General features: G+C 67.5%; 12 protein-coding genes. 8 read left to right on the top strand and 4 right to left on the bottom strand.

Features of this window, described 5'->3' with window-relative positions; all coding sequences use genetic code 11:
* Positions 1–21 precede the first annotated feature (21 nt).
* A complete protein-coding gene (locus ACSX1C_RS10040) occupies positions 22–1,284 on the top strand; it encodes an FAD-dependent oxidoreductase (RefSeq protein WP_439889302.1) in 1,263 nt (420 codons plus the stop codon).
* 60 nt (positions 1,285–1,344) lie between these two features.
* Here ACSX1C_RS10040 and ACSX1C_RS10035 read toward each other — a convergent pair whose 3' ends face one another.
* From ACSX1C_RS10035 to ACSX1C_RS10020, 4 genes are all read right to left on the bottom strand, one after another.
* Positions 1,345–1,917 (bottom strand): hypothetical protein, encoded by a 573-nt coding sequence (locus ACSX1C_RS10035; RefSeq protein ID WP_439889301.1) that lies wholly within the window; start codon positions 1,915–1,917, stop codon positions 1,345–1,347.
* 252 nt (positions 1,918–2,169) lie between these two features.
* Positions 2,170–2,562, bottom strand: a complete 393-nt coding sequence (locus tag ACSX1C_RS10030; RefSeq protein ID WP_439889300.1) for a protease inhibitor I42 family protein — start codon at positions 2,560–2,562, stop codon at positions 2,170–2,172.
* Between the two features lie 89 nt (positions 2,563–2,651).
* Positions 2,652–5,051, bottom strand: coding sequence for an endopeptidase La (gene lon, locus ACSX1C_RS10025; RefSeq protein ID WP_439889299.1), 2,400 nt, complete (start codon positions 5,049–5,051; stop codon positions 2,652–2,654).
* 118 nt (positions 5,052–5,169) lie between these two features.
* Positions 5,170–5,862: a hypothetical protein gene (locus ACSX1C_RS10020; protein ID WP_439889298.1), complete on the bottom strand. Its 693-nt coding sequence runs from the start codon at positions 5,860–5,862 to the stop codon at positions 5,170–5,172.
* A gap of 268 nt (positions 5,863–6,130) precedes the next feature.
* Between ACSX1C_RS10020 and ACSX1C_RS10015 the strand changes: the two genes are divergently transcribed.
* The 7 genes from ACSX1C_RS10015 to zapE all read left to right on the top strand — a co-directional run bounded on the left by ACSX1C_RS10015 (position 6,131) and on the right by zapE (position 12,844).
* The gene (locus ACSX1C_RS10015) at positions 6,131–6,883 is read left to right on the top strand and encodes an AraC family transcriptional regulator (protein WP_439889297.1); all 753 of its coding nucleotides are present in this window, start codon (positions 6,131–6,133) and stop codon (positions 6,881–6,883) included.
* Between the two features lie 226 nt (positions 6,884–7,109).
* Positions 7,110–7,745 carry a methylamine utilization protein gene (locus ACSX1C_RS10010; RefSeq protein WP_439889296.1) on the top strand — a complete coding sequence of 212 codons (636 nt, stop codon included), beginning with the start codon at positions 7,110–7,112 and terminating at the stop codon, positions 7,743–7,745.
* Positions 7,729–10,071 (top strand): putative bifunctional diguanylate cyclase/phosphodiesterase, encoded by a 2,343-nt coding sequence (locus ACSX1C_RS10005; protein ID WP_439889295.1) that lies wholly within the window; start codon positions 7,729–7,731, stop codon positions 10,069–10,071. The genes ACSX1C_RS10010 and ACSX1C_RS10005 overlap by 17 nt, the downstream gene beginning before the upstream one ends.
* Before the next feature lie 7 nt (positions 10,072–10,078).
* Entirely contained in the window at positions 10,079–10,936 is an 858-nt protein-coding gene (locus tag ACSX1C_RS10000) for a DUF3034 family protein (RefSeq protein WP_439889294.1), read from the top strand.
* Positions 10,937–10,938: 2 nt separating this feature from the next.
* Positions 10,939–11,358 carry a group I truncated hemoglobin gene (locus ACSX1C_RS09995; protein ID WP_439889293.1) on the top strand — a complete coding sequence of 140 codons (420 nt, stop codon included), beginning with the start codon at positions 10,939–10,941 and terminating at the stop codon, positions 11,356–11,358.
* A 105-nt stretch (positions 11,359–11,463) separates the two neighbouring features.
* Positions 11,464–11,667: a tautomerase family protein gene (locus ACSX1C_RS09990; protein ID WP_439889292.1), complete on the top strand. Its 204-nt coding sequence runs from the start codon at positions 11,464–11,466 to the stop codon at positions 11,665–11,667.
* A 4-nt stretch (positions 11,668–11,671) separates the two neighbouring features.
* On the top strand, positions 11,672–12,844 hold the full coding sequence (gene zapE / locus ACSX1C_RS09985) for a cell division protein ZapE (RefSeq protein ID WP_439889291.1): 1,173 nt from the start codon (positions 11,672–11,674) through the stop codon (positions 12,842–12,844).
* Positions 12,845–12,887: the final 43 nt, after the last annotated feature.

Below are 12,887 nucleotides of genomic sequence, written 5' to 3'. Positions count from 1 at the left end.
TCCGCAACTGGAGGATAAGTCATGAACAACTTGAATCGTCGTAGATTCATTCAGGTCTGCGGCAGCGGCGTGGCTCTGGCGGCGCTGCCGTTCTCATTGCATGCGGCCAGCGGCGCCCGCGTGGTGGTGCTCGGCGGCGGCTTCGCCGGCGCGACCGCCGCCAAGTACCTGCGCCTGTTCGGTAGGGACCTGCACGTGACCCTGGTCGACCCGGCGGCGGCCCACGTGTCCTGTGTCGGCAGCAACCTGGTGCTCACCGGGGAGACCGCGCTGGCCGAGCTGACCAACCCCTTGGCGGCCCTGCGCGACCGTTATGGCGTAGAGCTGCTGGGCGACAGCGCCGAACGGGTCGACCCGTCGACCAATAGCGTGCACCTGGCCAGCGGGGCGACCCTGGGCTACGACCATGTGATCCTGGCGCCAGGCATCGATTTCGAGCCGGTGGCGGGCCATGACTTCCAGGCCATGCCCCATGCCTGGATCGCCGGTGAGCAGACGACACTGCTGCGCGATCAACTGCTGGCCATGCCGGCTGGCGGCACCTTCGTCATCGCCATTCCCAGAACGCCATTCCGCGCCCATACCGCGCCCTATGAACGGGCCACCGTGGTCGCCGACTTCTTCCGTCGCAAGAGACCGGGCTCGAAGATTCTCATCCTCGATGCCAACCCGGCCATCGCGGGGATGCGTCGCACCTTCAGCACGGCATTCGAGGGGATCTACCGGGATATCGTCGAGTACGTGCCGAACGTCACGGTGAACGCCGCCGACGCGCTGAACATGCGCCTGGACATCAGCCGTGACGGCATCGCCGATTCGGTGACGGCCGAGGTGATCAACCTGATTCCGGCGCAGAAGGCCGGGCAGCTGGCCTTCGCCAGCGGGCTGGTGCCGGAGGGCAGCCGGTTCGCCCCGGTCAACCCGCTCAACTACGCCAGCACCCAGGTCCCGGCCGCCAACGTGCACGTGCTGGGAGACTCCCAGGCCACCGGCCAGGCCAAGTCCGGGCACATGGCCAATTCCCAGGCCAAGGTCTGCGTCGATGCGATCCTGCGGGCCCTCGTCGGCCTGGAGCCGGACCCGGCACCGAAGACCACCGCCGCGGCGTTCCCGCCCATCACCCGCCGGACCGCGAGCTGGACCACCGCGACCTTCTCCTACGATCCGGTGACCATGACCATGGTCTCGACCTCATCGGCCGAGGCGCCGGAGCCTACCAGGGACGTGCGCGAGGAGGAGGGGCCGGGTTGGTTGAAAAACCTGCAGAGTGACAGCTTCGCCTAGGCGCCAGGTCGGCAGGCAGGGCCGGCGCCGAGCGTCGGCCCTGTGTCGCGGCCCCGGGGGTCACTTCAATTGGTCGGAGAAGAATTCGCCGGCGCCCTGCAGGGGACCCAGCGGGTTGCGCTTGACCTCGAGGTGGCGAATGTTCGGCTCGCCATTGCTGACCTTGTGCACCAACTGGTCGTCGACCAGCACGAACACCGCGCGGAAGGTCCAGCCTTGCAGTTCGCGCTGCTTGCGGAAGTTGAACACGTCGGCCCAGAAACTGCCGACCCGCTGGGTGTCGGTCTTGTTGAACTCGAAGGCGTAGCCTACGCAACGGTCCTTGGCCTCCAGGCATTGCATCAGGCCATCGGGTAAATAATTGATGGGCACATTCGGTTGCACGAACATCAGCCGCACGTCGATGAACGAGAGCATCTTGCCGTTGCCCTCGGCCAGTGGGTCGAACCCCAAAGAGAACAGTTCGGAGCGGCTGGTCCGGCCGGGAATGGCCTGGGAATAGCGTATTTCCGCATCCAGGTAGTCGCCGAATGGCGAGCGCACCTCGGCACGTTCGCTCGGCAGCAGGCTGCTGCAACCGTGCAGGAAAACCAGACCCACGATCACTGCAACTTCACGCCAGTCGACCTTCATGTCGTCTCTCCCAGAAGTTAGATCTGTGCTCTAACCGTATAGTTGATCTGGCCGCGGTCCGCCCTTTTTTTGTCCAGGGCGAAAAGGCCCGCCGATGAGGCGTGCGCAAGTTTTCGACACGGTTCTCGTGCGGCGCTGGGCGAAGCGCCAATGCCGATGGAATGCTCTAACACAGGCGTTATGGTCGGTGGGGGAAGGGAGGTGAGAGGTGTTTCGCAGGCCTCTGTGCAAGCGAGCACGGGCGAGGGGAAGTTATTTGACCCGGATCGGGCAGTCGAAGCTCTTCGCCGGCGCCACCTCGACCTCCCAGGGGCGCTGGTAGGTCAGCAGCAGGCGGCCCTCGCCGGCGTGCTTGGCGTTGAACAGCCAGGTCGATTGCCCGGCGCTGCCGACCAGGCCGGCATCCTCGGGGTTGCTGTAGACCTCGGGGCCCTGGCTGGCGAGCACCGCTGCGGCGGCGTCGCGGATCACCCAGCGGAACCCCGTGCTCGGGTTGCTCGGCAGGATCAGCACCAGCTGCTGGCCGCTGTGCAGGCGCAGCGGGCACTGGCTCTGCTGCTGCACGGTCAGGCTGCCGGGCTGGTGGGCGCAGGCGCTCAGCAGGGCGAGGCCGAGGGGCAGCAGCAGGCGGTGGGCGTTGAACATGACGGGCTCCAGTGATCGACGAACGCCTGCCAGCATAGCCGCTGAGCGGCGCCGGGCGGAACCCGGCACCGCGCTTGCCTGAGCCAGCGTCAGGGGAACAGTGCCTTGGCCACGTCGGCGAAACGCCTGGCGAAGTGCACGGTCAGGCCGGCCTTGAGGTAGTCCGGCAGCTCCTCGTAGCTGCCGCGGTTGGCCTCCGGCAGGATCAGCTCGAAGAGCTTCTGCCGCCGCGCGGCGATGACCTTCTCGCGCACTCCGCCGATGGCCAGGACCTGGCCGGTGAGCGTCAGCTCGCCGGTCATCGCCACGCCCTTCTTCGGCGCCTGGTTGCGCGCCAGCGACAGCAGCGCGCTGGCCATGCTGATGCCGGCGCTGGGGCCGTCCTTGGGCGTGGCGCCCTCGGGCACGTGCAGGTGGACGAAGGCCTGGTCGAAGAAGCCCGCCTCGCCGCCGTAATGCTTCAGCTGCGCGCTGATGTAGCTGTAGGCGATCTCCGCCGACTCCTTCATCACCTCGCCGAGCTGGCCGGTGAGCTTGAAGCCGCGGCCCAAGCTGTGGATGCGCGTCGCCTCGATCGGCAGGGTCGCGCCGCCCATGCTGGTCCAGGCCAGGCCGGTGATCACGCCGATGCCCGACAGCAGCTGCTCGCTGCGGAACACCGGCATGCCCAGGTAGGCCTCCAGGTCCTTGGCGCCGATCTTCACCGCCCGTTCGGGCGCCTCCAGCAGCTGGACCACCGCCTTGCGCACCAGTTTGCCGAGCTGCTTCTCCAGCTGGCGCACGCCGGCCTCGCGGGCGTAGCCCTCGATCAGGGCGCGCAGGGCGGCGTCGCTGATCGACAGGTTCTTCTTCGCCACGCCGGCCTTGGCCAGCTGCTTGGGCCACAGGTGGCGCTTGGCGATGGCCAGCTTCTCCTCGGTGATGTAGCCGGACAGGCGGATCACCTCCATGCGGTCGAGCAGCGGCCCGGGGATCGCGTCCAGGGTGTTGGCGGTACAGACGAACAGCACCTTGGACAGGTCCAGGCGCAGGTCCAGGTAGTGGTCGAGGAATTCGACGTTCTGCTCCGGGTCCAGGGTCTCCAGCAGGGCCGAGGCCGGGTCGCCCTGGTAGCTGGCGCCGAGCTTGTCGATCTCGTCGAGCATGATCACCGGGTTCATCACCTCGACCTCCTTGAGCGCCTGTACCAGCTTGCCGGGCAGGGCGCCGATGTAGGTGCGCCGGTGGCCCTTGATCTCCGCCTCGTCGCGCATGCCGCCGACGGAAAAGCGGTAGAAGGGCCGGCCGAGGCTCTCGGCGATGGAGCGGCCTATGCTGGTCTTGCCCACGCCCGGCGGGCCGACCAGCAGCACGATGCTGCCGGCGATCTCGCCCTTGAAGGCGCCGACCGCGAGGAACTCGGTGATCCGCGCCTTGATGTCGTCCATGCCGGCGTGATGGGCGTCGAGCACCTTGCGGGCGTGTTCGAGGTCGAGCTTGTCCTGGCCGTAGACGCCCCAGGGCAGGGCGGTGGCCCAGTCCAGGTAGTTGCGGGTCACCGCATATTCCGGCGAGCCGGTCTCGAGGATCGACAGCTTGTTCAGCTCCTCGTCGATGCGCCTGCGCGCTTGTTCGGGCAGGGTCTTGCCCTCCAGACGCTGCCGGAACTGCTCGAGGTCGGCGCTGCGGTCGTCTTTGCTCAGGCCCAGCTCCTGCTGGATGATCTTCAGCTGTTCCTTGAGGAAGAACTCGCGCTGGCGCTCGCCGATCTTGCGATTGACCTCGGCAGACAGCTCCTTCTGCAGGCGGCCGACCTCCACCTCCTTGCGCAGCAGCGGCAGCACCTTCTCCATGCGCTTGAGCATGGGCACGGTGTCCAGCACCTCCTGCAGCTCGGCGCCGGGGGCGCTGGTCAGGGCCGCGGCGAAGTCGGTCAACGGCGACGGGTCGTTGGGGCTGAAGCGGTTCAGGTAGTTCTTCAGTTCCTCGCTGTACAGCGGATTGAGCGGCAGCAGTTCCTTGATCGCGTTGATCAGGGCCATGCCGTAGGCCTTGACCTCGTCACGCGGGTCGAGCGGGCTCTTGGGGTAATCGACCTCCACCAGGTAGGGCGGCTTGCGGCTGAGCCAGCCGCGGATGCGCACGCGGGTCAGGCCCTGGGCGACGAACTGCAGCTTGCCGCCTTCCTCGGTGGCATGGTGTACGCGCACCAGGGTGCCGTGTTCGGGCAGCTTGTCCGGATCGAAGGCCGCGGCGTCGCCCGGCGGGCTGTCCAGGTAGAACAGCGCCAGGCACTTGTGCGCGGTGTTCGACACCCGCTCCAGGGTCTTGGCCCAGGGTTGCGGGTTGACGATCACCGGCAGCACCTGGGCCGGGAACAGCGGCCGGTTGTGGATGGGGATCACATACAGCTTGTCCGGCAGCTGCTGGTCGGGCAGCGCCAGGCTGTGGCTGGTTCCAGTCGCCTGCTCCGGCTCGGCGACGATTTCGATGTCTTCGGGTTCGTTCATGCGGCACCTGCTGTAGCACGTTGACTGCTACATGGGGCGGTGCGCGGCGTATTTCAATCGCTTGGCAGGTCGCGGGGGGCATCGAACGCGATGGGGCGGGCGTGTCGCCCACGGCGCATCAGCGGCCGGGCAGGCCTCGCCAGCCCGCGTCGATCAATGGCGTCAGCAGGGCGAAGCAGTCGCTCGGGCTCAGCCGTGCCTGGGGCGCCTCGATCAGCTCCTGTTCCAGGCGTCGCAGCAGGCCGTGCAGCGGTTCGCCGTGGCCCGGTTCGGCGAGGCGCTGGCACAGGTGGCGCAGCTGCACCTGCAGGTCGCTGGGGCAGCGTTGGTAGTTGGCGGCGCGCATGGCCAGACCCCGCAGGCGGGCGAGGTCCTCCAGCATGCGGCAGGCCTGGCCGAGGCCACGCAGCGGCGGGTCAGTCTCCAGGCACAGGCGGTCTTCGAGCTGTTCGATGACGCCTAGCAACGCCTCGATCACCCGGCAGTGGGCGGCGAAGTCGGCGGGCTTGCGGCGCAGTTGCGGCCAGTCCTGCTGCAAGGGCGCCAGCTGTAGGCTCGGCCCGGGCCAGTTCAGCCATAGTCGGTCGAGACGACGAGCCAGGGCGTTGCGCTGGCTGGTGCTGGCGATGTCCTGTTGGGCGCCGAGGCCGCGATGCTGCTGCAGGGTCTGCAGCAGCTCCAGGCTGCGTTGCAGGGTGGTGCTTTGCAGCTGGTGCAGATGCTGCCGGTGATGTCGGGCGGCGTGGCGGCTCAGCCATTGGCCGATGAGAACGAGGGCCAGTGCCAAGGCCAGGGCGATGCTGAGTTCCATAGGGCGGCTTCTCGGGGCAGGGCAGGGGAGCGGAGCAGAACGGCTATGCCCGCAGCAACTTCCCTGCCACTCGCCGACAAGCCCGAATCCAGGGGGGGCGGCCCGGTGCGAGGGGGAGAGCGTGCGCCATTGTTGTGCGGGCGGCGCCGGCTTCGGCTGTTTTGGTGCAATTCGCCGAGATGGCAGGGGGCCACTGGTCGTGCGGGGCTGACGGCGAGGCGCACAACTGGGTAAAGTTCCGCATTTACCCTCCGGAATTGCCGCCGCAATGCTCAAAGCCCGCCTGATCCGCCTGGATGATCAAGCCCACGAACACACCCACGACCACCACCAGTTGGTGCTGTCGCTGTCTGGGCGTGCCGAGTTCGAGGTCAACGGTCGTGGTGGCGAGGTATGCCGGATGCGGGCTTGCCTGGTGCCCGGCGATGCCGATCACCAGTTCGCCGGCATGGGCGACAACCGCATGCTGATCCTCGATTTGGACGAGCAGGACACCCCCAGCGAGGATCTCGAATTGCTCACTCACCTGTTCGAGACGCCGCGCTACCCGCAGCTGGATGCCGATTTCCAGAACCTGCTGAGCTACGCCGGCGCCGAGCTGGAGCGCTACGGCAGCGATCCCATGCTGGCCAGGGCCCTCGGTGGCGTGCTGTTGCGCGCCCTGCACCTGCGCCTGTTCGGTGAACGCCAGGCCCGGGTCCAGGGGCCGCTGGACCTGGAGCGCCTGGATGCCTACATCGGCGAGCATCTGGTGCGGCGCATCAGCGTCGCCGAGTTGGCCCAGGTGGCCTGCCTCAGCCCCAGCCACTTCCATGCCCAGTTCAAGGACAGCGTCGGCCTGACGCCGCACCAGTACCTGCTCAAGACCCGCCTGGACCGTGCCGCGCGGTTGCTGCGCGAGAGTCCCCTGCCGCTGATCCGCATCGCCGAGGAGTGCGGTTTCTCCAGCCAGAGCGCCCTGACCACCGCCATGCGGCGCTACCTTGGCCTGACCCCCAAGCGCCTGCGTGGTGCGAGCTAGCGGCTCGACGGCGCATGCAGCCGCAGGTGCCGCGACAGGCTGCTACGGCGGATAAACAGGTGAACTTCTGCGCGTCGACGGCTAACCTCCTTGTCATTGCGATCAAGGTTGCCGGGACGGCATGCATTCCTTCGGGGGGTGGGGCTTGCGCCATATTCGAGTTACCGAGCTATCCAAGCGCTGGCATAGTCCGCTGTCGTGGTTGCTGCTTGGGCTGGCCGCGGCCTTGAGTCCGAGGCTGCAGGCGGCCGGCCTGGACGCCGCACTGCTGGATGCCACGGGCCAGCCGCTGGCCAATGCGGTACTGACCTTGCGCGGGCCGCTGGGCGGTGAAGGCGTGCCGACCCAGGCGGTGATGGATCAGCAGGCCAAGCAGTTCGTGCCGAACGTGTTGGCGGTGCGCACCGGCACCTCGGTGAGCTTCCCCAACAGCGACAACATCCGTCATCACGTCTATTCCTTCTCGCCGGCCAAGCGCTTCGAGTTGCGCCTGTATCAAGGCACGCCCAGCGAACCGGTGCGCTTCGACAAGCCCGGGGTGGTGGTGCTCGGTTGCAATATTCACGACTGGATGGTCGGTTACGTCTATGTCACCGACGACCCCTGGTTCGCGGTCAGCGATGAGCAGGGTCAGGTGCGGTTCGCAGACCTGCCGGCGGGACGTTATGCGGTGACGTTGTGGCACCCGCAGATTGCGCTGCAAAGCCCACGAGAGGGTGGCGAGGTGCAGGTGGATGACTCGGGCAAGCACCTGCGCCTGAGCCTGGCTGTCGAGGCGCCGCACGATGGGGGCCCGGAGGGACCACCAGCGAGTGCCTTCGGCGACGCCTTCAGGAAGGCACTCCGTGATACTGCGCAGTAGCTTTCAGGCGCGCACCGCCGCAGTCCTGATCCTGCTGCTGTCGGTGGTGGTCGGGGCCCTCTATCTGGCCGTGCAAGCCGCCACCGGCGTGGCCGTGCGCAACCAGGCCCGTGAACAGCTGGAAGTCGGCACCCGGGTCTTCGAGCAAGTCCTGCAGGGGCGCGGGCAGCTGCTGCATGAGGCGGTGCAGGTGCTCTCGGCCGATTTCGGCTTCAAGGCCGCGGTCGCCAGTGGCGACACCGAAACCATTCGCTCGGCGCTGGCCAATCATGGCGCGCGGATCAACGCCGGCCTGGTGATGATGTTCGATCTCGAGGGTCGCCTCCAGGTGAGCAGCGGCGGGCGCCTCGACGAGCAGACCGCAGCGCGCTTGAGCACCCAGCTCAGGCAGCAGCAAGGCAAGGGGTCGAGAAGTTTCCTGATGCCGGTCGGCGACACGCTCTACCTGCTGGTGCAGGCCTCAGTGCGCGCGCCGGTGCCGATCGCCCGGGTCATGATGGGCTTTCGGGTGGATCAGGCCTTCGCCGCCGAGCTGCGCGAACTGACCCATCTGGACCTGAGCCTGGTTGCCGCTCAGGACGGCTTGCCGGATATCTGGATCAGCACCCTGCCGGACGCAGTCGGGGCTCGGTTGCGCAGTGGTCTGCAGAGTGACCCGCAGACACCGGACGCCTTGCTGCGGGTCGGGCCAGAACGTTATCTCGGCGAGCGGCTGGTGCTCGTCCAGGGCGATGATTTCCAGGTGCAGGCCTTGCTGCACAAGTCCCTGAGGCAGGCCCAGCAGGCGTTCGCGCCCCTCTATCGGCATATTCTGCTGATCGCCCTGGCGGCGCTGCTGGCTTCGCTGGGGGGCGCGCTGGTGCTGGCGCGCAACGTGTCGAAGCCGGTGCGGCAGCTGGCCGAGGTCGCCGAGCGGGTGGGCCAGGGCGACTACCAGGTGCCGCTGCGTCTGGAGCGCAGCGACGAGCTGGGGCGCCTGGCCAAGTCGTTTCAGGCCATGCAGCAGGGGATCGCCGAGCGTGAACGGCAGCTGGCGCACAACGCCTTGCACGACGCATTGACCGGCCTGCCCAACCGCACCCTGATCGTCGAGCGTATCGGCAGCGCGGTGGCTGCCGGCCGGCCCATGGCGCTGCTGTACCTGGGGGTCGGCAACCTCAGTGCGGTGAGCGACAGCTGCGGACCGGGCTCCGGCGACCTGGCCATGCAGCAGCTGAGCCGGCGCCTGCAGGCCACCCTGCGCCCGGGCGACAGCCTCGCCCGGGTCACGGCCGACGAGCTGTTGCTGTTGCTGGAGAATGCCGACAGCGACAGCGCGGTGGCCGCCGGCGACCGCCTGCAACAGGTCATGCTCGCGCCACTGTCGGTCGGCAGCGTGCGAGTCGCTCTGGAGTGCGCCATCGGCATTGCCGCCTGTCCGGCCGATGGCGACGATGCACAGAGCCTCCTGCGTCGTGCGCGCATCGCCATGCAGGATGCCGCGCAGTTGCCGGGGCGCCTGCAGGTTTACCAGCAGGGGCGCGATGCCGCACATCAGCGCCAGATCCGCCTGATCCGCGACCTGCCGCGGGCCCCGGAGCAGGGCGAGTTGCTCCTGCACTACCAGCCCAAGCTGGATCTGTGCCCCGGCGGGGGGCGCCAGGCCGAAGCCTTGCTGCGTTGGCAGCACCCGCAGCTGGGCATGGTTTCACCAGGCGAGTTCATCCCCCTGGCCGAGCGTACCGGCAGCATCCGCCTGCTCACCGCCTGGGTGATCGAGGAGGCCATGCGTCAGCTGCAGGAGTGGAATGCCCGAGGCCTGCAGGTGCAGCTGTCGTTGAATATCTCCACCGAGGATCTGCTCGATCCCGAGCTGCCGGACCGGGTCGGCCGTTTGCTGGCCTACTACCGGGTGCCGGCGCAGCAGCTGACTTTCGAGATCACCGAGAGCGGCGTGATGCTCGACCCGGCCGCGGCGTTGCGGGTGCTGCACGGCCTGCGCGGTTGCGGCATCCGTCTGTCGGTGGACGACTTCGGCACCGGCTATTCCTCCCTGGCCCAGCTCAAGCGCATGCCGGTGCAGGAGTTGAAGATCGACCAGTCCTTCATCCGCGAGCTGGACGACACCAGCGAGGATGCGGTGATCGTCCGCTCGACCATCGAGATGAGCCATAGCCTGGGCCTCAAGGTGGTGGCCGAGGGCGTCGAGCTGGCGCGCAGCCTGCAGCTGCTGCGGCACTGGCGCTGCGATACCGTCCAGGGCTACCTGATCAGCAAGCCCCTGAGCGGGAAGGACTTCGAGGCCTGGGTCGCGCAGCCACTCAATTCCACCCAGTCATTGGTGTAGGCATTCCATGATCAATTCGCAGTTTCTCGGCGTTGTGCTCTGTCTGTGTTCTACCCTGGCCGGCGCCGATCAGGGGCGCCTGCTGGCCACCGGTGGGGCGTCCAGCCTGGAGGGCGCCGCCGGTGGCGGCATCACCCCCTGGGCGGTGCTGGCCGGCTATGGCGAGCGTGGCGAGTGGGGGGGCGACCTGTTCGCCACTCGCGTCGAGACCGGCGACTACCGCCTGGATGTGGCCGGCGTCGCCGCCTCATTCGATAATCGCCTGGAGCTGTCCTATGCCCGCCAGCGTTTCGACCTGGGCAACCTGGCGCGCGATCTCAGCCTTCCGGAAAACAGCCTGAGCCAGGACATCTTCGGGCTGAAGGTGCGGCTGTTCGGCGACCTGATCTACGACCTCTTGCCGCAGGTCTCCCTCGGCATCCAGCACAAGCGTCAGAAGGACTTCCTCATCCCCAGCCTGGTCGGTGCCCAGCGCAGCGAGGACACCGAAGGCTACCTCGCCGCCAGCCGCTTGTTCCTCGGCGGTGCCTTCGGCTACAACCTGCTGGTCAACGGCGGCGTGCGTTACAGCCGGGCCAACGAACTAGGCCTGCTGGGTTTCGGCGGCGACCGGCGCGACAAGCACTCGCTGCTCAAGGAGGGCTCGATCGCCGTGTTGCTCGATCGTCACTGGGCCCTGGGGGTGGAATACCGCGAGAAGCCTGACAATCTCGGCTTCGCCGGGGAAAGCGATTGGGCCGATCTGTTCGTCGGCTATTTCCCCAACAAGCGCCTGGCGGTGGTGCTGGCCTATGCCCGGCTCGGCGAGATCGCCACCCTGGACCAGCAGAACGGCGCTTATCTGTCCGTACAAGGGAGCTTCTGAGGATGCGTATTCTGCCGTTGGCCCTGATCCTCAGCCTGACGGCCTGCGCCCAGCAGCCGCCGCGGGACGACAGCCTCTACCAGGCCTTGGGAGGGCAGGCGGGCATCACCCGGATCGTCGAAGGCATGCTGCTGAACATCGCCGGCGACCGGCGCATCGTCCGTCATTTCGAAGACATCGATATCGTGCGCCTGCGCGACAAGCTGGTGGAGCAGATCTGTGCCGAGGCCGGCGGCCCCTGCGCCTACACCGGCGACAGCATGGAAGAGAGCCACAAGGGGCAGCAGCTGACCCCCAGCGATTTCAATGCCCTGGTGGAAAACCTGCAGGATGCCATGGATGCCGAAGGCACCCCGGTGCCGGCGCAGAATCGCCTGCTGGCGCGCCTGGCGCCCATGCGCGGGCAGGTTATTGAGCGCTGAGCGCCGCATAGTTCCTGGCGCAGACCAGGAAGGCCGCGGTCGGCCACTTGGGGCGTTAGCCGCCTATCCTTTGCCGACTTTTCGACGATACCGCAGGAGAGCGTGATGCCATACGTCAATATCCAGATCACCAAGGGGGCGAGTCGGGAGCAGAAGGCGCAGCTGGTCAAGGAAGTGACCGACTCCCTGGTGCGCGTGCTCGGTAAACGGCCGGAACACACCCATGTGGTGATTCAGGACATCCTCGAGGAGGACTGGGGCTTCTCCGGCCTGCTCACCGACGAGTGGAAGCGGCGGCAGGCACAATGAACCTATGAGTGGTTTCGACGGGGCGGCTGTCCCCGGGGCCGTTGAGGCGGGGGGCGAGCCGTCGCCCCTGGCGGCTTACCGGCAGGCCGTCGAACGGGGGTTCGAGTTCGATCAGGCCCAGTGGCAGGCCGTGCAATGCCTGCAGAACTGCCATCAGGCCTTGCATGGAGCTGCCGAGGGCGCGGGTGCGCCACGCGGGGTCTACCTCTGGGGGCCGGTGGGGCGCGGCAAGACCTGGCTGATGGACAGCTTCTACCGCAGCCTGCGAGTACCGGCGCGTCGTCAGCATTTCCACCATTTCATGGCCTGGGTGCATCGGCGTCTGTTCCAGCTGAGCGGCACCGCCGACCCGCTGCTGGCGCTGGCCCGCGAGCTGGGCGCGGAGCTCAGGGTGCTGTGCTTCGACGAGCTGTTCGTCAACGACATCGGCGATGCGATCATCCTCGGCCGGCTGCTGCAGGCGATGTTCGAGCAGGGCGTGGTGCTGGTCGCCACCTCCAACCAGGCGCCGCAGCAGTTGTACGCCGAGGGATTCAACCGGCAGCGCTTCGTTCCGGCGGTGGCGGCGATCGAGCGGCATATGCAGGTCGTCGGGGTCGACGGCGGCCAGGACCATCGCCTGCATCCGGGCATTGAGCTGCAGCGTTACTGGATCGCCCGGCCAGGCCAGCCGAGTGCCCTGACCGCGGTATTCCAGCGCCTGAACGGGGGGCAGGCGCCCTGCGGCGAACCCATAAGCCTGGGGCATCGCCGTATTTCCGCGGTGCGCCATGGCGAGCGCGTGCTCTGGTGTCGCTACGCCGACCTGTGCGAGCAGCCACTGGCCGCCCTCGATTTCATCGCCCTGTGCGACCGCTTCTCCAGCATCCTGCTCGGCGAGGTGCCGAATCTCAGCGCCGGGCAGCGACCGGGCTACATCGCCCGCGGCACCGAGGATGGGGCAGTGCAGGTGCAGGCCGGCGAGCGGCGACTGCCGGAGCTGTCCCGGCATGACGACGGCGTGCGCCGTTTCATCGCCCTGGTCGATGAGTGCTACGACCGCCGTGTCCCGCTTTACCTGGAGGCGCAGGTGCCTTTGGCGCAGCTCTACACCCAGGGTTACCTGGAGTTTGCGTTCCGCCGCACCCTGAGCCGCCTGCAGGAAATGCAGCTGCAACGTTTCGCCCCCGCCGGCTGAGGCGGTGCCGGCCGCCGTCCTTCGTCGGTGTCGGCGTCGGGTC

The organism is Pseudomonas sp. MBLB4123 (assembly GCF_051904775.1).
Lineage (GTDB): Bacteria > Pseudomonadota > Gammaproteobacteria > Pseudomonadales > Pseudomonadaceae > Aquipseudomonas > Aquipseudomonas benzenivorans_B.
Note: the sequence above shows the minus strand (reverse complement) of the source record. Positions and strands in the feature narration are given on the sequence as shown.

Excerpts from the sequence above, each read along its gene's own strand:
- ACSX1C_RS10040 (WP_439889302.1), top strand. The coding sequence starts at position 22 with ATGAACAACTTGAATCGTCGTAGATTCATTCAGGTCTGCGGCAGCGGC.
- ACSX1C_RS10035 (WP_439889301.1), bottom strand. The coding sequence starts at position 1,917 with ATGAAGGTCGACTGGCGTGAAGTTGCAGTGATCGTGGGTCTGGTTTTC.
- ACSX1C_RS10030 (WP_439889300.1), bottom strand. The coding sequence starts at position 2,562 with ATGTTCAACGCCCACCGCCTGCTGCTGCCCCTCGGCCTCGCCCTGCTG.
- lon (WP_439889299.1), bottom strand. The coding sequence starts at position 5,051 with ATGAACGAACCCGAAGACATCGAAATCGTCGCCGAGCCGGAGCAGGCG.
- ACSX1C_RS10020 (WP_439889298.1), bottom strand. The coding sequence starts at position 5,862 with ATGGAACTCAGCATCGCCCTGGCCTTGGCACTGGCCCTCGTTCTCATC.
- ACSX1C_RS10015 (WP_439889297.1), top strand. The coding sequence starts at position 6,131 with ATGCTCAAAGCCCGCCTGATCCGCCTGGATGATCAAGCCCACGAACAC.
- ACSX1C_RS10000 (WP_439889294.1), top strand. The coding sequence starts at position 10,079 with ATGATCAATTCGCAGTTTCTCGGCGTTGTGCTCTGTCTGTGTTCTACC.
- ACSX1C_RS09995 (WP_439889293.1), top strand. The coding sequence starts at position 10,939 with ATGCGTATTCTGCCGTTGGCCCTGATCCTCAGCCTGACGGCCTGCGCC.
- ACSX1C_RS09990 (WP_439889292.1), top strand. The coding sequence starts at position 11,464 with ATGCCATACGTCAATATCCAGATCACCAAGGGGGCGAGTCGGGAGCAG.
- zapE (WP_439889291.1), top strand. The coding sequence starts at position 11,672 with ATGAGTGGTTTCGACGGGGCGGCTGTCCCCGGGGCCGTTGAGGCGGGG.